General features: G+C 61.5%; 20 protein-coding genes. 7 read left to right on the forward strand and 13 right to left on the reverse strand.

What is annotated here, in order from left to right:
• Positions 1-41: 41 nt before the first annotated feature.
• The 4 genes from QQJ98_RS10390 to QQJ98_RS10405 all read right to left on the reverse strand — a co-directional run bounded on the left by QQJ98_RS10390 (position 42) and on the right by QQJ98_RS10405 (position 4,002).
• Positions 42-1,082 carry a rhamnose ABC transporter substrate-binding protein gene (locus tag QQJ98_RS10390; RefSeq protein ID WP_284325264.1) on the reverse strand — a complete coding sequence of 347 codons (1,041 nt, stop codon included), beginning with the start codon at positions 1,080-1,082 and terminating at the stop codon, positions 42-44.
• Positions 1,083-1,148: 66 nt separating this feature from the next.
• Positions 1,149-2,102: a C-terminal binding protein gene (locus tag QQJ98_RS10395; RefSeq protein WP_284325265.1), complete on the reverse strand. Its 954-nt coding sequence runs from the start codon at positions 2,100-2,102 to the stop codon at positions 1,149-1,151.
• Positions 2,099-2,878: an acetoacetate decarboxylase family protein gene (locus QQJ98_RS10400; RefSeq protein ID WP_284325266.1), complete on the reverse strand. Its 780-nt coding sequence runs from the start codon at positions 2,876-2,878 to the stop codon at positions 2,099-2,101. The genes QQJ98_RS10395 and QQJ98_RS10400 overlap by 4 nt, the downstream gene beginning before the upstream one ends.
• Positions 2,875-4,002: a mandelate racemase/muconate lactonizing enzyme family protein gene (locus tag QQJ98_RS10405; protein WP_284325267.1), complete on the reverse strand. Its 1,128-nt coding sequence runs from the start codon at positions 4,000-4,002 to the stop codon at positions 2,875-2,877. Before QQJ98_RS10405 ends, QQJ98_RS10400 begins: the two co-directional genes overlap by 4 nt.
• A gap of 112 nt (positions 4,003-4,114) precedes the next feature.
• Between QQJ98_RS10405 and QQJ98_RS10410 the strand changes: the two genes are divergently transcribed.
• From QQJ98_RS10410 to QQJ98_RS10420, 3 genes are all read left to right on the forward strand, one after another.
• Positions 4,115-4,876, forward strand: a complete 762-nt coding sequence (locus tag QQJ98_RS10410) for an SDR family oxidoreductase (RefSeq protein WP_284325268.1) — start codon at positions 4,115-4,117, stop codon at positions 4,874-4,876.
• A 54-nt stretch (positions 4,877-4,930) separates the two neighbouring features.
• On the forward strand, positions 4,931-5,770 hold the full coding sequence (locus QQJ98_RS10415; RefSeq protein ID WP_284325269.1) for a fumarylacetoacetate hydrolase family protein: 840 nt from the start codon (positions 4,931-4,933) through the stop codon (positions 5,768-5,770).
• Between the two features lie 267 nt (positions 5,771-6,037).
• Positions 6,038-7,456 (forward strand): trehalase family glycosidase, encoded by a 1,419-nt coding sequence (locus tag QQJ98_RS10420; protein WP_284325270.1) that lies wholly within the window; start codon positions 6,038-6,040, stop codon positions 7,454-7,456.
• A 90-nt stretch (positions 7,457-7,546) separates the two neighbouring features.
• Here the strand turns inward: QQJ98_RS10420 and QQJ98_RS10425 are convergent, their stop codons facing one another.
• The 3 genes from QQJ98_RS10425 to QQJ98_RS10435 form a co-directional block, all read right to left on the reverse strand.
• Positions 7,547-8,563: an Lnb N-terminal periplasmic domain-containing protein gene (locus QQJ98_RS10425; protein WP_284325271.1), complete on the reverse strand. Its 1,017-nt coding sequence runs from the start codon at positions 8,561-8,563 to the stop codon at positions 7,547-7,549.
• A gap of 72 nt (positions 8,564-8,635) precedes the next feature.
• Positions 8,636-8,917, reverse strand: coding sequence for a YiaA/YiaB family inner membrane protein (locus QQJ98_RS10430; protein ID WP_284325272.1), 282 nt, complete (start codon positions 8,915-8,917; stop codon positions 8,636-8,638).
• Positions 8,918-8,997: 80 nt separating this feature from the next.
• Positions 8,998-9,666 carry a PspA/IM30 family protein gene (locus tag QQJ98_RS10435; protein WP_284325273.1) on the reverse strand — a complete coding sequence of 223 codons (669 nt, stop codon included), beginning with the start codon at positions 9,664-9,666 and terminating at the stop codon, positions 8,998-9,000.
• 106 nt (positions 9,667-9,772) lie between these two features.
• On the opposite strand from QQJ98_RS10435, the gene QQJ98_RS10440 reads away from it, so the two are divergent.
• Positions 9,773-10,372, forward strand: coding sequence for a TetR/AcrR family transcriptional regulator (locus QQJ98_RS10440; RefSeq protein ID WP_284325274.1), 600 nt, complete (start codon positions 9,773-9,775; stop codon positions 10,370-10,372).
• 80 nt (positions 10,373-10,452) lie between these two features.
• Here the strand turns inward: QQJ98_RS10440 and QQJ98_RS10445 are convergent, their stop codons facing one another.
• Positions 10,453-11,934, reverse strand: a complete 1,482-nt coding sequence (locus QQJ98_RS10445; protein WP_284325275.1) for an FAD-dependent oxidoreductase — start codon at positions 11,932-11,934, stop codon at positions 10,453-10,455.
• A gap of 750 nt (positions 11,935-12,684) precedes the next feature.
• Between QQJ98_RS10445 and QQJ98_RS10450 the strand changes: the two genes are divergently transcribed.
• The 3 genes from QQJ98_RS10450 to QQJ98_RS10460 all read left to right on the forward strand — a co-directional run bounded on the left by QQJ98_RS10450 (position 12,685) and on the right by QQJ98_RS10460 (position 18,341).
• A complete protein-coding gene (locus tag QQJ98_RS10450; protein WP_284325276.1) occupies positions 12,685-15,573 on the forward strand; it encodes a response regulator in 2,889 nt (962 codons plus the stop codon).
• A 66-nt stretch (positions 15,574-15,639) separates the two neighbouring features.
• The gene (locus tag QQJ98_RS10455; protein ID WP_284325277.1) at positions 15,640-16,872 is read left to right on the forward strand and encodes a putative DNA modification/repair radical SAM protein; all 1,233 of its coding nucleotides are present in this window, start codon (positions 15,640-15,642) and stop codon (positions 16,870-16,872) included.
• Positions 16,869-18,341, forward strand: a complete 1,473-nt coding sequence (locus QQJ98_RS10460; protein WP_284325278.1) for a UdgX family uracil-DNA binding protein — start codon at positions 16,869-16,871, stop codon at positions 18,339-18,341. The genes QQJ98_RS10455 and QQJ98_RS10460 overlap by 4 nt, the downstream gene beginning before the upstream one ends.
• A 48-nt stretch (positions 18,342-18,389) precedes the next feature.
• Here the strand turns inward: QQJ98_RS10460 and QQJ98_RS10465 are convergent, their stop codons facing one another.
• The 5 genes from QQJ98_RS10465 to QQJ98_RS10485 are packed head-to-tail and all read right to left on the reverse strand — an operon-like array spanning position 18,390 to position 22,993.
• Positions 18,390-19,364: an ABC transporter permease gene (locus QQJ98_RS10465; RefSeq protein WP_284325279.1), complete on the reverse strand. Its 975-nt coding sequence runs from the start codon at positions 19,362-19,364 to the stop codon at positions 18,390-18,392.
• Entirely contained in the window at positions 19,361-20,296 is a 936-nt protein-coding gene (locus QQJ98_RS10470; RefSeq protein ID WP_284325280.1) for an ABC transporter permease, read from the reverse strand. Before QQJ98_RS10470 ends, QQJ98_RS10465 begins: the two co-directional genes overlap by 4 nt.
• Positions 20,293-21,018, reverse strand: a complete 726-nt coding sequence (locus QQJ98_RS10475) for an ATP-binding cassette domain-containing protein (RefSeq protein WP_284325281.1) — start codon at positions 21,016-21,018, stop codon at positions 20,293-20,295. Before QQJ98_RS10475 ends, QQJ98_RS10470 begins: the two co-directional genes overlap by 4 nt.
• Positions 21,011-21,754 (reverse strand): ATP-binding cassette domain-containing protein, encoded by a 744-nt coding sequence (locus tag QQJ98_RS10480; RefSeq protein ID WP_284325282.1) that lies wholly within the window; start codon positions 21,752-21,754, stop codon positions 21,011-21,013. The genes QQJ98_RS10475 and QQJ98_RS10480 overlap by 8 nt, the downstream gene beginning before the upstream one ends.
• A gap of 54 nt (positions 21,755-21,808) precedes the next feature.
• Positions 21,809-22,993 (reverse strand): substrate-binding domain-containing protein, encoded by a 1,185-nt coding sequence (locus QQJ98_RS10485; RefSeq protein ID WP_284325283.1) that lies wholly within the window; start codon positions 22,991-22,993, stop codon positions 21,809-21,811.
• Between the last annotated feature and the right edge of the window lie 23 nt (positions 22,994-23,016).

The following is a 23,016-nucleotide window of genomic DNA, read 5'->3' on the forward strand; positions in this document are numbered from 1 at the left end:
AAAGAAGCGCGGCCGAGGCTTCCCGGCCGCGCGAAAAAGCCTTACTTTGCAGCGGCTTCGACGTTGTCTTTGTTGTAGACAGTGAATGGCCCCATCAGGATACGTTTGGCACCTTCACGGCCCGGATCGGCCTCGATTGTGTAATCGCCCATGCGGCCCGCGGTGAAGGTTTCGCCAATTTCACCCTTCAGCTGACCGGTCGCGAGGCCATAAGAGGTGAAGTAGGTCAGGTAGCCGAGGTCGCGGAAATCCCACAGCGCGAATTCCGGCGCGCAGCCGTTCATCGTGTAGCTTGCCATTTCCGACGGCAGGCCAAGGCCCGACACTTTTACCTTGTCGCACAGGCCTTCGTCCTGCATCGCCTTGGCCGAGGCTTGGATGCCCACGGTGGTCGGCGACATGATCAGGCCCAGATCAGGATACTTATCCACCAGCGCGAGGGCGCGGTTGTAGGAAACCTCGGCCTGATCGTCGCCGTAGACCACATCGACCAGTTCGATGTCCTTGTATTTCGGATCCGCGGCGAGGGCGGTTTTCATCGACTCGATCCAAGCGTTCTGGTTCGAAGCATCCGGCGTTGCCGACAGCACGGCCATTTTGCCTTTGCCGCCCAGAATGTTCAGCGCCATATCAGCCATCACCGTGCCGATCGAGCCGAAATCAACCTGTGCCACGAACACGCTTTCACCTTTACCGCCGGGGATCGGGCTGTCCCATGTCACCACTTTGGTGCCAGCCGCTTGCGCCGCCTCGGCGGCAGGCACGATCTGGTCGCCCGCGTTATTCGACAGCATCACCGCGCCCTGCTTCTGGGTGCCGGCGGTGGTCATAATCTCGATCTGGCCAGCGGTGGAGTTTTCCGGGGTCGGGCCGGTGAATTCCAGCTTGCCGGGGTTACCGAGTTCTTTATGGGCCTCTTGCGCGCCCTCATTGGCCTGATCGAACACCAGAATGCCAAGGAATTTCGGCAGCAAAACCATGTTGGTTTCCTTGCCGGGCTCCAGCTTGATGGTGTCGGCATAGGCGAAATTCGCGGTGGTCAGCATCATCGCGGCGGCGGCACCAAGTAGAACGTGTTTCATTGTAATCCTCCCAGATTGGTTTGGCACGAACCCCGTGCCGGGTTATTTCCCTTGGTTGCCCGAGGGTTATTGCGGCACTGGCTTGCGTGGACCTTGGCCCTGCAAGGCGCGGGTGATGTCATTGGCGACCAGATGCTGCAGCTGATGGATCGCGGCCTCGGAATACCAAGCGGCATGCGGGGTCAGCAGCAGGTTCGGAGCGGTGCGCAGCGGATTGTCGGCCTGCAAAGGCTCGACGTGGAACACGTCCAATGCGGCGGCGGCGATGGTGCCAGCGATCAGAGCAGCTGCCAGATCGGCCTCGTTGATCAACTGACCACGGGCCGAATTTACCAACATTGCGTGGGGTTGCATGGTTTTCAGGCGTGCAGCGTTGAAATATTCGGTGGTTTCTGCCGTCGCCGGGGCGTGCAGGCTGATGATGTCAGCCTCGCGCAGCAGCACCTCGGGACTGACCTTGCGCACGCCCATCTCAGCGGCTTGGGGTTCGGTCAGGCCAGGGTCGGCGGCCAGAAATTGAAAGCCAAAGCCCATCAGGCGGGCATGGACGGCGCGGCCAATGTTGCCAAGGCCAAAGAAACCGAAGTTGGTTTTGTTGAACGGCTTCATCGGTTTGGCGATCTTAACCGCTGCCCATTCCCCCGCCCGCACCGATTGATCCATCGGCACAAGCTTGCGCAGCAGCGTCAAAGCGGCGGCGGCGGTATGGTCGGCGACCTCATCAGCGCAATAGTCGGGGACATAGCCGACTTTCAGCCCGTGTTTGGCGGCAGCGGCAAGGTCGATGTTGTTATACCCGACGCCGTAGCGGATTACAGTGGCGCCGGGTTTGACGGCCGCAGCCGCCTCGGGGCCGAAGCTTGCGAATTGCACCACGGCGACATCAGCCCCGGCCACGGCTGCGGCGACTTCGGCGGCGGATTTGCATTGATGTGCGGCGAAATCGGCCCCGGCGGCGCGGGCGGCGGCCTGTTCCTGATCCAAAGCAGGGAATGTGTAGTCTGTTACGACAACTTTCATGGTGAAACCTTCAGGTAGTCGTGAATGATCTCGCCGGGGACGAGGGTGAAATCGGCGCGCCAGTAGAAGCCTTGCAGAGGCTCCAGCACTGGCAGGCGGAAGATCGGCATCTGTGCATTGGCGCGCAGCTCGACCGTGCAGGGGCCTTCCCAACACTCATGCACCACCACATCCGACAGGCGGCGCGAGGTCAGTTGCCTAATCGCAGGCATACCGTCGATATGGTCGATGGCCTTGAGGTTCAGGTTGGTGGCAAAGTCGAAATAGGGCTTCAGCCGGGCCGGATCGCAGGGGTGTTGTTTATAGGGCAGGGTGGCGGTCAGAACGTCGATGCCGTTGCGTTCCACGGTGCCAACGAACAGATCACCGCGCGCTTCAAGCGTTGGTTTTCCCAGCTTTTTCGGCTGGCCGTGAATCTCGCGGCCATGCGTCACACCCACATCGGACGACAGCACCAGATAGGGCGAGTAGGCGCCTTGACGACCCTCAAAAGACGCGCCGAACATCACATTGGCTTCGGCATAGGGCCCCAGCCAATCGGTGTCATTCATCTTGTAAATATGGCAGCAAACTACGTCACCTTCGGGGCGCAGCGGTGGTGGCAGCAGATAAGCCATCGCCGCAGGATCTGTGCGCCAGTACACCGTCAGGATTTCCGCATTGCGGAAGCGGAACGGAAATGGCGGGATCATCGGCGCATCCCACGGGGTCGAGAAACCACCCTTGCGGATGTCATCCTCGGTTGGGGGCGGCAAATAGGGCGGGCGCGGTGTCATGCCATTGCAATCCGGCGCACGACATCTTCCTGCACCTCGATCCCCAGACCGGGGCCATGCAGCGGATAGGCCCAGCCGTCCTTGTGCCAGATTTTCTCGGCCAGCAACTCATCCTGCACGATCACAGGAAAGGGTTTGAATTCAAACACTTCGGTATTGGGCGAGGCCAGCGACAGATGCAAGGATGCCGCCGTTGTGATGCCGGTTGACCAAGCATGCGCGTTGACTGTTTTGCCATACTGGGTCGCCAAAGCATCGACGCGGCGGAAACCGGTGATGCCTTCAACCCGCGCAGGGTCAACGCCGTAAACATCGACGGCCTGCACAAATTCCATCTGGCGGCGGTAGCCAGTTTCGGTGAATTCACGCTCGCCAGAGGCCAGCCGCACCTTGGTATTGGCGCGCAGTTTGCGGTAACCGGCGTCGTCGCTGACATAGAGCGGCTCTTCATACCAGCCGATGCCCAGATCGTGCATCCGATTTGCGACGGAAATCGCGGTATCAACATCCCAGCGGACACCGTTGCCGATATCGACCAGAATTCCAGCCTCATCGCCCAAAGCCGAGCGCAACGCGCGGATGAACGAAACATCGGTATCAGGATCGCCGCCGATATTGCTCTCGCCCTTCTTCGCAAAGCCCAGCTTGGTTGAACGGAAGCCGTTGGCGAAAAAGCCTTCCACATCGGCCACACAAGCGGCTTCGCCCTTCTTGTTCACATGGCTGGAGGCGTTGGCAAGCAAGCGGTCGTGCTTCAGCCCGCCGAACAGCGCATACAGCGGCTGGCCTTCGAGCTTGCCGCGAATGTCCCACAAGGCCATGTCGATGCCAGAGATCGCAAGCGAGGCCACGCCGCCCTCACCATACCACCAGACATGGCGGCGCATCTTGACCCAAAGTGCCTCAATATCAATCGCTTCGCCCAGCAGGATCGGCGTCAGGCCTTCGCGGACCACCAGTGCAGTGGCCTTACAAGCCTCGGGCCACATGGCGATGCTTTCGCCCCAGCCGACAATGCCATCATCGGTTTCCACCCGCACCAGCACGGTGCGGCGGATGGTGCCGAAGTCATTCGGATCGGGGTATTCAATCGGGATCGGTTCGATCCGTGCAATCTTCGTCATATTCCCCCCCCGACCCGCGTTTGGCTTTATCTTTGACTTGGCCGCCAGATCGCGATACTTCAATAATTGGTAAGGCCAATTAACAACGCTTAGCAAACTGAGGTCAAGAAAAATGTTCAATCTCGCAGCTGTTCCCGTGCCAGATCTGACGGGGCGCACTGTTTTGGTGACCGGAGCAGGGAAGGGAATTGGCGCGGAACTGGTAAGGATTCTCGTGGCTAACGGCGCGAAAGTGTTTGCCGGGGTGTTCTCGGGTGAGAGCATTGAGGCGCTGCCCGAGGCCGCGACGGTTTTGGGGTTGGATGTGACCAAACAGGCGGATGTCGATGCGGCGATTGCGCGGGTGCAGGACGAATCGGGGCGGTTGGATGTGCTTGTGAACAACGCCGGTATGATCACGCCGATCGGGCCGCTGGCGGATTTGGCCTCGGATGCGCTGGCGCCGGCGTTTGCGGTGAATGTGATTGGTGTGCACCGGATGGCGATTGCGGCTTTGCCGTTGCTGCGGGCCTCTAAGGGTGTGATCGTCAATGCGGGGACGGGGGCTGCTACCACGCCGATGGAGGGGTGGACGGTGTATTGCGCGACCAAGGCCGGGATGCGCATGCTGAGCCAGATGATGGCTATGGAGCTTGCGCCGGATGTGAAGACCTATTTCGTCGGCATCCCGCCTACCGATACCGCTATGCAAGGTGCGATCCGAGATGCCGGATTTAACCCGATCAGCAAGATTCCACAGGATAAACTGGTGCGCCCCGAGGTTCCGGCAAGCGTGATGGCTTGGATGTGCGGACCACAAGCCCGCGCTGTAGACGAGGTTTTGCTGGATGTACGGCAGGAAATTTTCACCAAGATGATGGACCTGCCAGCCTAACGGCGGCATGTTGCGCCAAACGAGACGCTTGGATTTGAACACAAAGGAAAGACGATGAAACTGCTGCGTCATGGGCCCGCTGGGGCAGAAAAGCCGGGTATTCTGCATGAAGATGGCACGGTGCGCGATCTGTCGGCGATTGTGTCGGACATTGGCGGCGATGTGCTGTCGGATGCGGGGCTTGCGAAAATTCGCGCAGCTGATCCGGCGCGGTTGCCGATTGTGACGGGGGCGCGGTTGGGGCCATGCGTGGCGGGCACGGGCAAATTCATCTGCATCGGGCTGAATTACTCTGATCATGCTGCCGAAACCGGGGCCACTGTGCCGCCCGAGCCGATTATCTTCATGAAGGCCACCAGCGCCATCGTGGGGCCGAATGATCCGATCATCATTCCACGCACGTCGGAAAAGACCGATTGGGAGGTCGAACTGGCGGTGATCATCGGCAAGAAGGCGAAATATGTCACCGAGGCCGATGCGATGGATTATGTCGCGGGCTATGCGGTGACCAATGACGTGTCCGAACGTGCTTTTCAGACCGAGCGTTCGGGGCAGTGGACCAAGGGCAAATCCTGCGATAATTTTGGCCAGATCGGCCCGTGGCTGGTGACCCGCGATGAGGTGGCCGACCCACAAGACCTGCCGATGTGGCTGACGGTGAACGGCAAGAAAATGCAGGATGGCTCGACCCGGACGATGGTTTACGGGGTGAAATATCTGGTCAGCTATCTTAGCCAGTTCATGACGCTGCATCCGGGCGATGTGATCTCGACCGGGACGCCGCCGGGGGTTGGTCTGGGGATGAAGCCGCCGCAATACCTGAAAGCAGGCGATGTGGTGGAATTGGGGATCGAGGGTCTTGGTCAGCAGCGTCAGGATGTGATCGCAGATTGAACAGAAGGCCCGGCCAATGTGCCGGGCTTTTTGCTGCCCAAAGCCTGCTGCATGGTGGGTTTGCTGGCGAAAAATCTGTCCCCGCTGGGACAGACTTGTATCTGTTTGGGTTGTAATCACTATATCTGGTAATCCCATTTTCGGATCCGCAGGGCTGCAACGGCCATGGCGCAAAAAATGCCGCAAAGCAGGCGGGGTGCTTGCCATGATGCTTGCAATATCAATTTGAATACGCTTTGGAAGGAAGACAGCCAAAGGAGGATCACTTTGGAACATCTGGAACAAAGCTTGGGCGATCTGTTCGTCGATCTGCATATGTCGGGATTCTGGCCGGACGAAAAGGCGATTTCGGATTCAATCCTGTTGGCCCCTGCGCCGGATATTTTGCGCGCCTATCACGCGGCAAAGGCTGCGGGCCCGGTCGATCTGCACGCATTTTACGCCGCGCATTTTCGCCCGGTTGCGGCGCAGGAGACAGCCTATCGCACCGACCCTACGCATAGCCCAAAGCAGCATTTGGCGGCGATCTGGCCGCATCTGATCCGGCCTGCCGATGATGCGGAGGAACGCTCAACCCGGTTTGCTTTGCCACGGCCCTATGTTGTGGTCGGCGGGCGGTTTCAGGAAGCGTATTATTGGGACAGCTATTTCACCCAGCTTGGGCTGCTGAAGGTGGGAAAGACGGCACTTGTCCTTGATATGCTGGAAAACTTTGCCTTTGCGATTGAGCGGATCGGCCATATTCCGAACGGGTTTCGCAGCTATTTCCTGACCCGGTCGCAACCGCCGTTCTTTGCCGCGATGGTGCAGGATTATGGCCGTGCTGTCGGCGATCCGGCGGGCGCTTATGCGCGGTTTCTACCAGCGATGCAGCGCGAATATCAGTATTTCATCGCATCGGAACACAACCACCAAGGCCTTGCGCGCTATTGGGATCAGGCCAGCGGCCCAAGGGTCGAGATGTATCGCACCGATCTGGAAGCCGTGCATAAAGGCGTGCCAGATGGCTATTTTCGCAACCTGCGCGCGGCCTGCGAAAGTGGCTGGGATTTCTCGGCGCGCTGGCTGACCGACAGCGCCGATCTGACCACAATCCGCACCACCGCGTTGTGGGCGATTGATCTGAACTGCCTGCTGCTGCGCTATGAAGAGATCCTTGCCGAGGCCAGTCATGAGGCCCGCTATGCAGAGGCCGCCAAGCTGCGCCGGGACCTGATTTCAAAGCGCTTTTATAGTGCCGAGACCGGATATTTCCACGATGTGCAGATTGCGGATGGCAAGATCTCCCCGATCACCACTGCCGCGGGGATGTTTGCGCTTTATGCCGGGGCCGCGAGCCAAGCGCAGGCAGAAACGACCGCCGCTTGGATGCAGAGCCATCTGCTGGCACCCGGCGGATTGCTGACCACCGATGTCACCTCGGGCCAGCAATGGGATAGCCCGAATGGTTGGGCGCCGTTGCAATGGATCGCGGTGCAGGGGTTGCTGCGCTATGGCTTTGGCGATCTGGCCGAAACCCTGCGGCAGCGCTGGCTTGCCACCTGTGACGCGGTGTTTGGGGCATCGGGCAAGTTTGTCGAGAAATACAACGTGCTTGACCCGTTGGCGCCAAGCTCGGGTGGCGAATATGCGCTGCAAGATGGTTTTGGCTGGTCGAACGGGGTGTATCTTGATCTGGCTGACTGACCGAGATTGATCGGTTTGGTCAGCCTTTCTGCACGGCTACCGCCTTTGGGCGCGGGGGCGTGAAACCCCCGCTGCAGCAGCGCAAACGTCTCACCGCCCCCGGATTAGCGCCGAGAAATCCTGCCCCGGCACCCAAGTCAGCGCCTTGGCACTGATTGCCGCCTGTGCGCGGCGTTGATCCATGGGGACGGTGCCGGGAAGCCCGCCCAACTCGTCGATATATTCCGGCAGTTGCCCCGAGAACAGCAGGCGGTAATCCAGCGGCATATCGGGTTTGATCACCTGCACCAGATGATAGACGGTTGAGGCACAATTGGCGGTGACGGTGTTGTAGAATTGCGGTGCCAGCGCCAGATCATTGCCAAAGGCGATATAGCGCAAAAACAGGGCGCGGCGTTGGGCGGCATCGAGTTTGACCGGGAACAGGTGGACATCTTCGGCGCGGTAATTGGTGCGCAGTTTGACAATGTCGGCCTCATCTGCGGCGATCAGGACCAGTTCGAACTTGCGGAAGAATCCGCCGATACTGGAGAAGATTTCATCACTTTCGCGGCGGATCTCGACCGAGAATACGACTTGCTGGCCGCCGGTAAAGCCAAAGCTGACCAGCAGATGCGCGATGTCGGGGTTGCCCCAGGTTGAGGTCAGCATATCGACGCTTTGCAGCTGCGAAAGGTCGTAGTGCCGGGTTTCCCAATGCGGGCTGGCGGTGGTCTCTGGGCTCCAGTCGAAATTGCGCACATGGTCCAGTGTGACCAGATCGCCGGTCACGGTGCCGGTCACGCCTTGGGCGACATCGGCGGCCCAGTTGCGGTCTTGGCGCGGTTGGATGGTTTGATACCAGAGGCCGATGCCAAGGGCTGCAAGCGCAAAGCCAGCCCAAGCATGGCGGCGCTTTTGGCGGCGCAATACGAGGATGGCCGCGAAGGCCAGTGCAAGGACGGCGAGGGCTGTGATTTGCAGCGCGCCGTTCAGTTGCAGATAAAGCGCCGTGGCGGCCCATGCGGTGGCGAGCACCAGCAGCAGCACAAAACCGGCATGTCCAAGCCAGCGGCCAAGGCTGCGGGTGCGAGAGCGGGGGGTGCGAGAGCGGGGGGTAGCGGGCATTGGATACTCCAGCAAAAAAACCGCTGGGCCGCGCGGGTGGGGCGCGGGCCAGCTTGTCAGATCTCAGCCAGTCTAGCTGCGCGGCGCGTTGACTTCCATCAGCAGACGCTCGGTGCGGGCTTCGTCGATCTTGTTGTGCAGGCGCTGCGATTCCTCGGCGTCACGGATGGATTTGGTGATCGCGGCGGTCGAGCTGACCAGCATCAGGGCTGCCATGGCGTAAAAGCCTTTGGCGGCGAAGGTGGCTTCCATGAAGAAGATGCCTCCGCCCATCATCACGGCGGCGACGACAAAGTTGAGATAGGTGAACATGGTCCAGGCAGAGGATGGTTTGTTGGGAAGCAGGTCGTTCATGGTAAACTCCTATACAGGGTAAGGTCGGGCGCAGTGGCCATTTTGCGACCTTAGGGTGAAGTGTGGTGGTTTTCGGGATGTCAGGCGGCGCGAGCCTTCAGGCGTTGCAAGACGGATGCGGCATCGGGGCGCAAGGGTGCGCCGCAGCCGGCAGCGGCAAGGCGGTTTTGCATCGCTTCGGCATTGGTCGAGGCTGAAAGTTCCAGCACGGCGGCGCGGGTTGCTTCGGTATCGGCTTGGCGCTGTTGCAGGCGGGCGAGGGTGGTTTCGGCCTCTGTCAGGGTGGCGACGGCGGCGGTGCCATGCAGGCGCTGGGTGTGATTGGTGGCGATCGCAAGGCGCTGACCGCGTTGCAGATCGCGCAGGCGGGACTCGGCATCGGCCAATGCACCGCGCAGATGGGCGATTTCGGCGTCATAGGTGGCAAGGGCGCGGGTGGTGGTGGCGGCCTCGGCCTCGAGTTGCGCGATTGCGCCTGCGGCCTCGGTTGCCAGATCCTCGCGGCCTTTTGACAAGGCATCAAGGGCGCGGGTCTCTAGATCGGCAAGCTGGGTTGCGATGCGGGCAGAGGCTTTACGCTCGCGCTCGGCATAGGCCATCACCATGGCGACGGCGCGGCGGGCGGTTTCAACCCCGGCGGCGCAATCGCGCAACTGCTGGCGCAGAAGTGGCAGCGCCAAAGTATCGGTCAGATTTTCGGCGGCATCGGCGTTGCGGCCGCGCAGCAGGGTGACAAACAGTTTGATCATTTCTCTCTCCCTTGTTATGAACGATGTTCATGAATACTGTATGGCAGAGACGTGAACGTCGTTCAAGAAAATAATGAACGCTGTTCAAGAAACAATCGAGGGTGAAATGCGAAACAATCGCGAAGCGCAGCGGGACGCGTTGAAGCAGCGGCTGATTGATGCCGCCGAAGCCCAGATTGCGGTGGGTGGTTTAAGCGGCTTGAAGGCGCGGGATGTGACAGCAGCGGCGGGCTGCGCTTTGGGTGCGCTTTACACCGCGTTTGAGGATCTGGATCGGCTGATCCTGCAGGTGAATTCGCGCACTTTGGCGCGGCTTGGGGCGGCGTTGCAGGACTCGGTTGCCGCAGTGCAGGGGCCGCGCGCGGTGATGGCGGCGCTGGCGCAGGGCTATGTCAGCTTTGCGCAAAACAATTTTCGGCTGTGGGCGGCGTTGTTCACGCATCGGCTGCCCGAGGGCATTGATGCGCCGGAGTGGCACCGGGCGGAGCATGCCGTGCTTATTGCGCAGATCATCGCGCCGCTGTCACAACTGCGCCCCGATCTGACCGGCGAGGCGCTGCGCCAGCGCGCGGGCACGGTGTTTGCGGCGGTGCATGGCGTGGTGATGCTGGCACTGACGGCGCGGTTTGTCGGCACGCCCGTCGCACAGCTGCCCGGCGAGGTCGCGGCTTTGGTCGAGGCGATGATGCGCGGACTGGAGCAGTAATCTGGGCGAACCTGCCACCACACGCTTTCTATCGCAGAGAATAGATTGGCGGCGGTGGCTTGAGGCGCGGTTTCGCTGTGTCAGCTTTGCAAAATATGCCGGGCGGTGCGCAGGGCCAAAGCCGCGACCGTCAAAGACGGGTTGGCAGCCGCAGAGGTTGGCAGCACCGAGGCATCAACGATGAACAGGTTTTCCAGATCATGGCTGCGGCAGAATGGGTTGACCACGCTGGTCGCCGGATCATGGCCCATCCGGGCGGTGCCGCATTGGTGGCTGGGGGTGCGTTTCTCGAACGTCTTTGTCAGCACCAAGGGCCAGCCCGCCTTTTTCAGCGTGGCTTTCAGCTTGGCGTTCAGGGCGGCGTGAGCCTCCCAGTTCGAGCGTTGCCATTGCAGCACGATATTGCCATCGCGCAGGGTCACGCGGCTGTCGGGGTTGGGCAGATCTTCGGACATCGTCATCATATGCACCGAATGATCGGCCAGCCAGCGCGAGATCGGCAAGGGCAGGCCGGATTCGGCGGCCATGATCTCGCCCGTGATGCGGCCCAGCATCTGCACATTGCCCAAAGGTTCGCCATTCGGGCCGCCGGTCAGATACCAGTCGTTCATCTGGATGGTTTTTTCATAGATCGAGCGGTTGCGGCGGAACGGGCTGAAACCAAGCACCGCCGTGATATTGTGGTTCATGAAATTGCGGCCAACCTGATCCGAGGCATTGGCAAGCCCGGTGGGGTGGTCAGCATTGGCCGAGGCCAGCAGCATCGCGGCGGACTTCACAGCGCCCATGCACAGGCAGACCAGCGGGGCCGAGATGGTTTGGGTGGCCCCGTCCTGTTCGTATTCAACGCCAGTGACGCGCCCGCCTGCGGCGATCAGTTTGGTCACCTTGGCCTTGGTGATCAGCGTCACGTTGGGGTGTTTCAGGGCCTGTGCCAGACCGATGGTTTCGGCATCGCTTTTGCCGCCACGGGTGTTTGGAAAGCCGTCAAAGGTCAGCGGGCCGCCCTTGAGCCACAGATCAATGTCAACGCCGACCGGCAAGGCGCCGGGATGCAGGCCTTGGGCTTTCAGGCGGTTGCACAGATCAATCATATCGGGTTCGTGCGGCACCGGCGGGAAGGCATAGGGGCGGGAGTGGTGCGGCTCTGTCGGGTCTTCGCCCAAAGCGCCGCGCACCTCATACATTTCTTCGGCGGCTTGGTAGTCTGGCTCGAATTCGTCATAGGACATCGGCCAGCCCGGCGCGGTGCCGCCCATGTGCTTCAGGGGGCTGAAATCTTCGGCGCGGTAGCGCATCAGCACGGCGCCATAGAATTTTGAATTGCCGCCGGGGTGGTAGTAATTGTTCGGCGTAAAGGTGCCGCCATTGGCATCATACCACGTCTCACCCGGGCTGAAATAGCCGCCGAAGACTGCTGCGGGGTCACGCGCCTGCGGGCTGTCTTTCAGAAAATCGCCACGCTCCAGAATCACGATGTTTTTGCCCGAAGGGGCCAAAGCGGCTGCCAGAGTTGCTCCGCCCATGCCAGAGCCGAGGATCAGAATATCAGGGGTTGTCATGCGTGGCCTTGCTGTGATTGCGAAAATTCAGGTGAACTCTGGTGGCGCGGCGGTGTGGTTTTGGGGATGCGCAAGCCTGCGCCCGACGCGGCGATGGCACGTTTGCCGCAACGCATCATCGGCGCGGAATGTGTCAGAATGGCGCTGCAACGTCATCCCCAAAGCGACGGATTCGGTGAGAAAAATTGCAGAAAGATCGTGAATAGGCGGATTGTTACCGCAAACATTGCGGAAAAATGTCGCAAAATGCTCGGTTTCGGTCAGAAATGCTATGATGCGCTTCTGTGCGATGGGTCTGTGCCTGCCTGTGCTGCGTGGGATGCGAACAGGCGTTGATGCCGCGGTGGTCGGGGCGAGAATCTGTGACTGCGGGCATCGTCCGGTTGACAGGTGGACGCCCAGAAGATGTGCTGCGCCGGGTCAGATCGCGCGCGATTCCAAGCTTTGCTCAAGGCCAATATGAGGTAACGCGGCGCCGCACTTGTGGTTCCCAAAATTCCGCAAGATTTTGCATATTTTGGCCGAAAATAACGCGCGATTTTGGCAGAGCTGCCGCAACTGCGGAATCTGCGTTGCCGCTGCATCTGTGGTGTTGACAAGGTTATGCGGCGGAATTTACCCCATCAAGCAACCATTGGCGGCAATGGTCGTGACGGTTGGGGTCAAACCTGACTGGGCGGGATCTGTGCCGGCTAGACAAGACAAATCGGGATGGCAGATCCTGCGGCGGATCTGGGGAAGGGCTGCGCTATGCTGATTGATCTGGATGCGATTTATGCCGCCTCGCCGTCGCCGCATGTGCTGCTGGACCGCGATTTGCGGATCGTCTGGGCGAATGACGCCTATCTTGCGGTGACAGATCGCAGTCGGGAGCGGCTGATCGGGCGGATCATGACCGAGGAATTCCCTGCTCCGCCGGATTCTATTGCCGACCGGATGCTGCGGGGCTCGTTTCAGCGGGTGTTGGACAGCGGCAAGGCGGATCATTTGCCGCTGATCCCCTATCCGATCGTGGCTGCAGATGGCACCGAGACGGCGAGGTATTGGAGTGCGACGCATACTCCGGTGCTGGATGAGACGGGGGCGGTGCAATATCTGCTGCAAAACACCAATGATGTGACGCCGCTGTATGTGGCGGGCGGGCAGGGCGGGATATCGACACCGATTGACCGTGCAACGATGATACAGCGCGCCGAGGCCGTGACGCTGCAAAATCTTGAACTGGGCAGTGTGGCCGATTTCTTTCGCACCATCTTCGATCAGGCCCCCAGCTTTATCGCCATTCTGTCCGGCCCCGACCATGTGTTTCAGCTGACCAACAAAGCCTATATGCAACTGGTCGGGCGCAGCGATCTGCTGGGGCAGACGGTGCGGGCAGGGCTGCCGGATCTGGAGGGGCAGGGCTTTTACGAGCTGCTGGATGAGGTCTATCGCAGCGGGGTTGCTGTTGCGCAGTCGGGTGCGGCGGTGCGGTTTCGTGACAGCAGCGACAGTGGCGGTGATGCTCCGCAGGTGCTGCGCTTTGTCGATTTCATCTTTCAGCCCTTGCGGGATCGCGCGGGCAACACCACGGGCATCTTTGTGCAGGGCCATGAAGTCACCCGGCAGAAGCTGGCAGAGCTGGAGCTGTACGAGACGCGCGAGCGCTTTCGCGTTATGGCGCAATCCATGCCGAACCATGTCTGGACGGCAACGGCGGATGGCGCGCTGGATTGGCTGAACGATCAAGCCTATGCCTATACTGGCCGTGCCGAGGGCGAGCTTTACGGCGACGACTGGGCGCATGCGCTGCACCCCGAGGATTTGGCCTCGGCTGGGGCGGATTGGGCCAATGCTGTGGCGCAGGGCGTGCCCTATCAAACCGAATTCCGCATCCGCCGTCACGATGGCGCATATCGCTGGCATATCGTGCGGGCATCACCGATACGCTCGGCTGCGGGCGAGGTGCAGCGTTGGGTCGGCAGCAACACCGATATTGAAGATCGCAAGCTGCACGAGGCCGCCGTCGCCGAGATGAACCAACAACTGGAAGACCGCGTCGCCGAGCGTAACCGCGAGTTGGAGATGGTGAACGCGGCACTGCGCCAAAGCCAGAAGATGGAGGCGATTGGCAATCTTGCGGGCGGCATTGCGCATGATTTCAACAACCTTTTGCAAACCATCAGCGGCAGTTTGCAACTGGCGATGCGCAAGATGGACTCCAGCTCGGAGGTGATGCCGCGGGTGACGCTGGCGATGAAGGCGGTAGAGCGGGGGGCGACGCTGGCCTCGCAGCTGCTGTCGTTCGGGCGCAGGCAGCCGCTGGCGCCCAAGGTTGTCAATCTTGGCCGGATGCTGCGCGATGCCGATAACATCATCCGCAGCGCGATCGGCGAGGCGATAGAGGTCGAAACTGTCGTCGCAGGCGGCTTGTGGAACACCTGCGTTGATCTGACCAATGTGGAAAGCGCTGTGTTGAACATGGCGATCAATGGCCGCGACGCGATGGAGGGCCATGGCAAGCTGACGATTGAGGTCGGCAATGCCGATCTGGACGATGCCTATGCGCGCCGCCATCTGGATGTGGTGCCGGGGCAATATGTCATGCTGGCGGTGACGGATACCGGGTCGGGCATGTCGCCCGAAGTGATAGAGCGGGTGTTTGATCCGTTTTTCACCACCAAACCCGAGGGCCGCGGAACGGGGCTTGGCATGTCCATGGTCTATGGCTTCGTCAAGCAATCCGGCGGCCATATCAAGATTTACAGCGAGCTTGGCAGTGGCACCTCGGTGAAAATCTATTTGCCGCGCTCGCTTGATGCCGAAGAGCTGCCCGCCAAGGTGCCGCATGGCGCGCTGGCGGGGGGGCATGAAACCATTCTTCTGGTGGAAGATGACGAGGATGTGCGCAGCACTGCCGCAAGTCTGCTGGATGATCTGGGCTATACCGTGCTGCAGGCCCGCGACGCGGATCGGGCGCTGGCGGTGATTGAAAGCGGCGCGCGGATTGATCTGTTGTTCACCGATGTGGTGATGCCGGGCAAGATCACCAGCCGCGAGTTGGCAGATCGCGCGCGACAGGTGATCCCACAGCTGCCGGTGCTGTTCACCTCGGGCTACACCCGCAATTCCATCGTGCATGGCGGGCGCTTGGACCCCGGCGTGCAGCTGCTGAGCAAGCCTTACACGCAAGAACAGCTGGCGTTGAAAATCCATGAAGTTCTGGGCAAGCCTGAGTCTGAGCGTGCACAGCTGGCTGATCCGGATGCGCCGCAGGGCCCGGCTGGTGCGCCCAGCCTGTCAGATTTGCGGGTGCTGGTCTGCGAGGACGAGGTGTTGATCCGCATGGATATGGTCGATGCACTGACCGAGCAGGGCTGCAAGGTGCAGGGTGTGGGCTTGGGCGCGCAGGCGCTGGGCTTGCTTGCTGCCGAGCCGTTTGATCTGCTGATCGTCGATCTGGGTCTGCCGGATATGTCTGGGGTCGAGGTGGCGCGGCGGGCGGTGGCGCAAGTGGCTGGCCTGCGAGTGATCTTCGCCACCGGAGAGCGGGCTGTGTCAGGTGCGGACGATGTGCCAAACCATGCTGTTCTGGGCAAGCCATTCTCGGATTTCGAGCTGACAGATACGATTTTGGCGGTGCTGGCTCGGCGGGAATGACGCGTTTCCGCTGAGTTGATCCGGCGGCGCATTGACGAACAAACGAGGAACATCTATTTTGCTGTCATGGCAAAATTGACGCTTCAAGACAAACTCGCGGTGCTGTCGGATGCGGCGAAATATGACGCCTCTTGTGCGTCATCCGGCGGTGAAAAACGTGATGCGACCAAGGGCGGCTTGGGATCATCGGGGGGCAGCGGCATTTGTCATGCCTATACGCCGGATGGGCGCTGCATTTCCTTGCTGAAAATCCTGATGACCAATTTCTGCATCTTTGATTGTGCCTATTGCATCAATCGGGTGTCCTCGAATGTCGAGCGGGCGCGGTTTTCGGTGGAAGAGGTTGTGTCGCTTACGCTGGAGTTTTATCGCCGCAACTATATCGAGGGGCTGTTTTTGTCGTCGGGGATCATCCGCTCGCCGGATCAGACCATGGCGGATATGGTGCGGATCGCGCAGACATTGCGCGAGGATCATGGTTTCAAAGGCTATATCCATCTGAAAACCATCCCCGATGCCGCGCCAGATCTGATCCAGCAGGCGGGGTTTTATGCGGACCGTTTGTCGATCAATGTCGAGCTGCCGCAGGATGCTGGGTTGCGCGCACTTGCCCCGGAAAAGCGGCCCGAAACCATCCGCGCGACGATGGCGCAGGTGCGACTGGAAGGCGAGGCGGCGAAAGAGGTGTCGTTCAGGGGCAAAAAGGCGCGGCGGTTTGCGCCTGCGGGGCAAAGCACGCAGATGATCATTGGCGCGGATGCCAGCGATGATGTGGCGATCCTGACCAGTGCGACGCGGCTTTACAGCGGCTACAAGCTGCGGCGGGTGTATTATTCGGCGTTCTCGCCGATCCCGGATGCGTCGGCAGCGCTGCCGCTGATCCAGCCGCCGTTGCTGCGCGAGCATCGGCTGTATCAGGCCGATTGGCTGCTGCGGTTTTATGGCTTCAGCGCCGAAGATATCGCCACAGGCACCAGCGCCGGGCATCTGGATCTCGAGATTGATCCAAAGCTGGCTTGGGCCTTGCAGCATCGCGGGCTGTTTCCGCTGGCAGTGAACAGCGCCCCGCGTGAGATGTTGCTGCGGGTGCCGGGGTTTGGCACCCGCACGGTGGACCGCATCCTTGCCGCGCGCAAAAACCGGGCTTTGCGCTATGAGGATCTGGTGCGGATCGGCGCGTTGATGAAAAAAGCGCGTGCGTTCATTAGCTTGCCCGGCTGGACGCCTGCAGGCATGACCGACAGCGCCGATCTGCGGGCGCGGTTTTTGCCACCGCCGCAACAGCTGGCCTTGTTTTGAATTACGCCGTCGCTTTGCCGGATCGCGGCACCTTTGCGGCGTGGCGGATGGCGGCGCGCGTGGCCATTTCGCACCGCATCGCGCCTGATCAGATAGATTGGCAGACCGATGGGCTGTCTGGTGCGGGTCTGTTTGCGGCGCAGGCTTTGCCGGATGATCTGGGGGCGCATCAGGCGCGGGTGCCCGAGGCGTTTGTGAAACTGGCCGGATCGGTGATCTGGCACGCAGCGCCGCATCGGTTTGCGCTGCTGTATCAAGCGTTGTGGCGGCTGGATCAGCGCGACGGCGCGCCGCTGTCGCCCGCCGATGACTTGGGGCGGCGCTTGCAGCTGATGGCGAAAGCGGTCGGGCGCGATATTCACAAGATGCACGCCTTCGTGCGGTTTCGCGAATGTGCGTCTGACGGTGCGCGCCGCAGTTTTGCGGCTTGGTTCGAGCCCGAGCATCACACGTTGGAGCCGGGATCGGCTTTCTTCGTCAAGCGCTTTGCCGATATGGATTGGATGATTGCGACACCGCGGTTGACCGCGCAGTTCCGGGCTGGTGATCTGAGTTTTGGCGCGGGTGGTGCGCGGCCTGATCTGCCCGAAGATGCGTCAGAAGCGCTGTGGGCGACCTATTTTGCCAATATCTTCAACCCGGCACGGGTCAAGCTGGACGCGATGCGATCAGAGATGCCGAAGAAATACTGGAAGAACCTGCCCGAAACCCGGTTGATCCCTGAAATGTTGAAAGATGCCGAGGCGCGGGTGCAGCGGATGCGCGATGCGGGTGGCAGCGTTGCGCGTCCGGGGGCGGCGGCGATCTCGACGCGCTACCGTGCGGCTATGGTGCAGCGGGTGGACGTGCCCGACAGCCTGCAGGCGGCTGGGGTTGCGGCCAGCCAGTGCCGCCGTTGTGGGTTGTGTGAGGCCGCGACCCAAACTGTCTGGGGCGAGGGTGCCCCGGATGCGCGGCTGATGATCGTGGGCGAGCAACCCGGCGATCAGGAAGACCTTGCAGGTCGCCCGTTTGTCGGGCCTGCGGGCGGTTTGTTGCGCCAATTGATGGCCGAAGCGGCACTGGATCCGGGCGGCGTCTGGCTGACCAATGCGGTGAAACATTTCAAATTCGCCCCGCGCGGGAAGCAGCGTCTGCATCAATCGGTGGATCGGCAAGAGATCGAGCATTGCCGCTGGTGGCTGGGGCTGGAATTGCGCTTTGTGCAACCGCGCATCACGCTGGCGCTGGGGGCCTCGGCGGCCTTTGCGTTGACGGGCGATGCCACACCGCTTGCGGCGCGGCGCGGTGGTGTAGAGGCGGGGCTGCATCAGGGGGCTGTGCTGATCAGCTGGCATCCGGCCTATATTCTGCGGCTGCCCGATCCAACCCGGCAAGCGCAGGCAAGGCAGCAACTTTTGGCGGATTTGCAAAAAGCGCGCGCGCTTGCCGCCGACGATGCCCCGGGCTTGAAGGTGCTAGGGGCCTGAAGATGCTGGGGGCCCGACGTTCCTGGGGGCTAAGCGCGCGCCGCTGTTTTAGACAGTGCTGCGGAAGTGCCGCTCGCGCCCGTAAAGTGAGACCAGCAGCAGGATGATCGCGCCAAATGCTGACTGCACCGCAGCGGGTGAGAAATTGAGGCCGATCAGCAGGGTGTTGATCTCGGTCAGCACCAGAACGCCCGCAATGGTGCCGATAAAGCTGCCGCGCCCGCCCACCAGCGCCGTGCCACCCACCACCACCGCCGCGATGGTCTGGAACAGATAGGGCTGGCCAACATCGCCGTAAGCCGATCCGGTGAAGCCCAGCAGCAAAATCCCTGCCATCGCAGCAAACACCGATGAGGCCGCAAAGGTGGCGGTCCAGATCCGCAGTGGATTGATCAGCGCATAGGGGGCAGCGCCGGGGTTTGATCCCAGCGCATAAAGCCTGCGCCCGTAGGGTGTACGCTCTAGCACCAGCACGATCAGCACGGTCAGGATCAGCAGCGCGGGGATCAGGGCGGGCACCGGCAGCGGCCCGAACGATCCGCCGATAGAGACGAAGGCGGATACCGCTTTCGGCGCGGAGCCGGACGGAAAGCCTTTGGTCCAGATCAGCACCAGCCCTTGCACGATCATGCCCACCCCCAGCGTGACGATCAGCGGATGCAGGTTCAGCCCGCGCGACAAAGCGCCGTTGAACGCGCCGATCAGCGCGGCCAAGCCAAACACCACCACGCAGACCAGCGCAAAGTGCCAGCCTTGGCCGTAAAGCTGCGCTGCGACCACATTTGCAAAGCCGATGACGAACGGGATCGACAGATCAATGCCGCCCAAGATCACCACCAAGGTTTGCCCGATCGACGCCACCGCCAGCAGCGATGCGATCACCAGCATGGCACGGATGGCAAAGGGTGCAGAATAGCCGGGGATCAGAGCAGTGCCGGCACCATGCAGCACCACAGCCACCGCGAAAGCACCGATCACGCGGGCCTTGATGCTGTCCAGTTGAAGGGCCGATGTCAGGGTCATGCGTGGCTCCGTTTGGCGCTGCGGTCTTGCAAGGCGATCAGCACCACGGCTGCGACAAGGATGGTGCCATACGCCACTTGCAGGACATAGGTTGAGACGTTGAAGGCGGTCAGCAGGCTTTGCAGCAGGAAGATGTCGACGGCTCCGATCGCGGCGCCCAGCAAGCCGCCACGCCCACCCGCAAGACTGACGCCGCCCAAAGCAACGGCGGCAATGGCGATCAGGGTGTAATTCGCACCAACCTTGGGATCAGCCGAGCCGATCAGCGCGGTCAGCATCATGCCAGCTGCCCCCGCCAACACTCCGGTCAACACATAAGCCAGAAAGCGCGTCAGGGTGACGGGCACGCCCGCCGTGTAGGCGGCGCGGTCATCGCTGCCCACCGCCATCAACTGACCGTGGAATGGCGTGCGGCACAAAGCCCACCACAGGGCGGCGATGATGCCCAGCGGCAGAAAGCTCCACGCGCCCGCCATCGCCTTTAGCCAGTCTGGCGCGGGGCCGATGGGGGCGGGCAGGATGGTCAGCGTCAGGCCGCCCAGGATCAGATAGGTGCCCAGCGTCGCCACAATCGGCTGCACCCGCACCACAGTCGCCATAAAGCCGTTAAACGCGCCAATCGCAGCCCCCACCAGCAAAGCGGCTGGCCACAGGATGAACGGCGAGGCAAGCCCCGCATCCAGATACAGCACCTTGATCACCACGGCGCTGACCAGCCCCATCACCGGGCCGACCGAGATATCAATGCCCCCGCGCCCGGCCAGAATAACCGGTGTCGAGGCCAAGGCCGCGCCAATCAAAGGGGCGGCCAACCCCAGCAGCGTGCCCCAATTGCCGGGGGCAAAGCGGGCGGGGTTCATCACCAGATTGGCGATCAGCAACACCACCAGAATGGCGATGGCGAAGCCGTAGCGGCCAAAGATGCGGGTCATGCTTGCCTCCCGAACATGGCGGCGATGACGGTATCGGTGCGCATCGCAGCGCCGCTGATTTCGGCGGCGAGGGCGTGATCGCGGAACACCAGAACGCGGTTGCACAGCACGAGGATCTCCTCGATTTCGGATGACAGGATCACCAAGGCCATGCCTTGCGCGGCAAGATCGCGGAACAGATCATAAAGCACCAGACGTGTCGCCACGTCGACACCGCGGGTCGGATCGTTCAGCAAAAGCACTTTAGGATCACGCGCCAAGGCACGCGCCAACAACACTTTTTGCTGATTGCCGCCTGACAGCGCGGTGATCGGTGCATCGGGGCTGGGGGCTTTGATTTGCAGGCGCTCTTTCCAGTCTTCATAGCGCGCGCGGCGGGCTTTGGCGCTGATCAGCAGGCCGCGCCGGTCGCGTCCGGGGGTGGCTATGGCAAAGTTGTCAAGGATCGACAGGCCGGGGAAAATGCCGGTCGAGCGGCGGTCGCGCGGCACATAGACCACGGCATTTTTCTCGGCATCCCGAAAGCTGGCGATGCTGTTGCCTTGCAGATCAACGGCGGCCTGATTGCGCTCTAACCCGGCAAGGCTGCGCAGAAACACGTCTTGGCCGTGGCCATCAAGACCCGCAAGGCCGACGATCTCTCCGCCACTGATCTGGGTCGAGACAGCGGCCGCGCCGGGGCGCAGGGTAAGATCGCGGATGCGCATGGAAAGGTCAGGCATGGTGAGCCTCCAACGCTTGCGCCTTTTGCGGGGCCATCAGGTGCAAAAGTTGCGCCGGGGTCGAAGCGTCTCGGGTTTGCGTGGCAACCACACGGCCCGAGCGCAGGATGGAGATATCGTCTGACAGCGCCATCACCTCGTCCATGCGGTGGGTGATGAACAGGATCAGAAAGCCCGCAGCGGCGCGTGCGCGCATGAAGGCAAAGACGGATTCGCGGTCGCCAAAATCGAGCGCTGCGGTGATCTCATCCAGGATCAACACGCGGGGTTCACGGGCGACGGCGCGGGCGAGGACGACCAATTGTTGGGCCGCGAGGGGCAGCGATCCTGCGGGCGCGTCCAGATCAATTGGGGTGCGGGCAAAGCGTGACAGCACTTCGGCTGCGCGGGGGCGGCGTTCTGCGCGCGGGATGCGGCGGGTAAACAGACCATCAAGGCCCAGCAGAATGTTGTCGGTGACAGAGCGATCTGGCGCGATCAGCACCTCTTGGAAAGCAGTGGCAAACCCTGCGGCCTGAAAGGCGGCGGGGGTGCGGGCGGTGACGGGTTGGCCGTTGAACTGGATCGTGCCCGCATCCGGCAAAACGATGCCCGACAGCAACTTGACCAAGGTGCTTTTGCCCGAGCCGTTTTCGCCCAAGATGGTGTGGACGGTGCCCGCCCGAAATGAAATGTGCGCCTGATCCAGCGCCACGGTTTCCCCATAGCGTTTGGACAGGCCGGTGATCGCCAGCATCGTTGTCTCCGGTCAGGGGGGATGCCGCGCCCTTGTCAGGCGCGGCAGCTTGGTTTACTTGGCGCAGGCAGCCGGAACGGCGGCGTAATCCCAACCCGGGCTTGCGGCGGGGTTTGAGAAATAGGCGTCCATATCGGCCTCGGATACCGGATCGGTCGGCGGCACCGGGAACACGGATACCGCATCGGGGGTCATGCAATCCTGATACCAGCCCGCAAGATCGGCCTCATGCACGGGTGGCAGCGGGATCAGCAGGGTGTTCAGCACGGGTTTTTGGCCATCCATGATACGGGCGGCCACGCGGAACAGGGTTTGCGCGGTCCAGCCCGGCAGCACAGCATGGCCTTCAAAGCGGTAGCCTTCGGGATTGGCCTTCCAATAGCCCAAAGCATCGCCGGTGATCGAGCCGGTGATCAGCGGCACCGGGCGACCGGCCTCAGCAAACGCCTCGGCAATCACCCGCGATTCCGATCCGGCAGACCAGACCGCATCAATCGGGGCGGGGTTGGTGGCCAAGGTTTGCAGCACCACGGTCTTGGTGACATTCGCCGTCCAGTCGCCATTGACCACGCGTGCGGTTTTCAGGTTCGGATAAAGCGCCATCGCCGCATCGCCACCCGCGCGTTCTTGCGCCACAATCGGATGGCCCGCGATACCTTCGACGATCAGCACATTGCCGCCCTCGGGCAGGGCTTTGCCGATGGCGTCCATCATCTCGTAGCCCCAGCGCGCATAGTTGCTGTCAACATTGACCGCCGAAGGGGCTGTGACCGAACCAGCCGCCGTGATGAACGGGATACCTGCCGCAGAGGCTGCCGCGATGGCCTCGTCCAGACCAGTGGCCGAGCCGGGGATCGAAGTGATCACGCCGCAGCCTTTGTCGATGAACGCGCGGATCTGGTTGATCTGCTGGCCGACATCGCTGTTGGAATCCGAGACCTCAAAATCCGACACCACACCTTGCGCGATCAGGCCATCCACCAGCCGTTTCAGCTCGGTCGTGACAGAAACCCGCCACGGATTGCCCTGATAGCTTTCGGAATGGCACCATTTGTAAGGCTTGGCCTTGGGGGTGAAATCGGCGAGAGGGCCGGGGGTGATGGCTTGCGGCGCCCCTTCGTATTGCGCGCGCAAAGCCTCTGGCAGGGCGGCGATGGTTTCTTCCACCGTCGCGGCAAAAGCGGGCAGTGCCGCTGTCAGTGCGGTTGCGGCCATCAGGCCACAGATCAGGGTCTTCATTGGGTTCCTCCTCCCTATTGCCC

The organism is Cypionkella aquatica, from assembly GCF_030161095.1.
Classification (GTDB): domain Bacteria; phylum Pseudomonadota; class Alphaproteobacteria; order Rhodobacterales; family Rhodobacteraceae; genus Cypionkella; species Cypionkella aquatica.

Excerpts from the sequence above, each read along its gene's own strand:
- QQJ98_RS10440 (WP_284325274.1), top strand. The coding sequence starts at position 9,773 with ATGCGAAACAATCGCGAAGCGCAGCGGGACGCGTTGAAGCAGCGGCTG.
- QQJ98_RS10430 (WP_284325272.1), bottom strand. The coding sequence starts at position 8,917 with ATGAACGACCTGCTTCCCAACAAACCATCCTCTGCCTGGACCATGTTC.
- QQJ98_RS10485 (WP_284325283.1), bottom strand. The coding sequence starts at position 22,993 with ATGAAGACCCTGATCTGTGGCCTGATGGCCGCAACCGCACTGACAGCG.
- QQJ98_RS10470 (WP_284325280.1), bottom strand. The coding sequence starts at position 20,296 with ATGACCCGCATCTTTGGCCGCTACGGCTTCGCCATCGCCATTCTGGTG.
- QQJ98_RS10480 (WP_284325282.1), bottom strand. The coding sequence starts at position 21,754 with ATGCTGGCGATCACCGGCCTGTCCAAACGCTATGGGGAAACCGTGGCG.
- QQJ98_RS10395 (WP_284325265.1), bottom strand. The coding sequence starts at position 2,102 with ATGAAAGTTGTCGTAACAGACTACACATTCCCTGCTTTGGATCAGGAA.
- QQJ98_RS10450 (WP_284325276.1), top strand. The coding sequence starts at position 12,685 with ATGCTGATTGATCTGGATGCGATTTATGCCGCCTCGCCGTCGCCGCAT.
- QQJ98_RS10445 (WP_284325275.1), bottom strand. The coding sequence starts at position 11,934 with ATGACAACCCCTGATATTCTGATCCTCGGCTCTGGCATGGGCGGAGCA.
- QQJ98_RS10410 (WP_284325268.1), top strand. The coding sequence starts at position 4,115 with ATGTTCAATCTCGCAGCTGTTCCCGTGCCAGATCTGACGGGGCGCACT.
- QQJ98_RS10415 (WP_284325269.1), top strand. The coding sequence starts at position 4,931 with ATGAAACTGCTGCGTCATGGGCCCGCTGGGGCAGAAAAGCCGGGTATT.
- QQJ98_RS10455 (WP_284325277.1), top strand. The coding sequence starts at position 15,640 with ATGGCAAAATTGACGCTTCAAGACAAACTCGCGGTGCTGTCGGATGCG.
- QQJ98_RS10465 (WP_284325279.1), bottom strand. The coding sequence starts at position 19,364 with ATGACCCTGACATCGGCCCTTCAACTGGACAGCATCAAGGCCCGCGTG.
- QQJ98_RS10425 (WP_284325271.1), bottom strand. The coding sequence starts at position 8,563 with ATGCCCGCTACCCCCCGCTCTCGCACCCCCCGCTCTCGCACCCGCAGC.
- QQJ98_RS10400 (WP_284325266.1), bottom strand. The coding sequence starts at position 2,878 with ATGACACCGCGCCCGCCCTATTTGCCGCCCCCAACCGAGGATGACATC.
- QQJ98_RS10405 (WP_284325267.1), bottom strand. The coding sequence starts at position 4,002 with ATGACGAAGATTGCACGGATCGAACCGATCCCGATTGAATACCCCGAT.
- QQJ98_RS10475 (WP_284325281.1), bottom strand. The coding sequence starts at position 21,018 with ATGCCTGACCTTTCCATGCGCATCCGCGATCTTACCCTGCGCCCCGGC.
- QQJ98_RS10390 (WP_284325264.1), bottom strand. The coding sequence starts at position 1,082 with ATGAAACACGTTCTACTTGGTGCCGCCGCCGCGATGATGCTGACCACC.
- QQJ98_RS10435 (WP_284325273.1), bottom strand. The coding sequence starts at position 9,666 with ATGATCAAACTGTTTGTCACCCTGCTGCGCGGCCGCAACGCCGATGCC.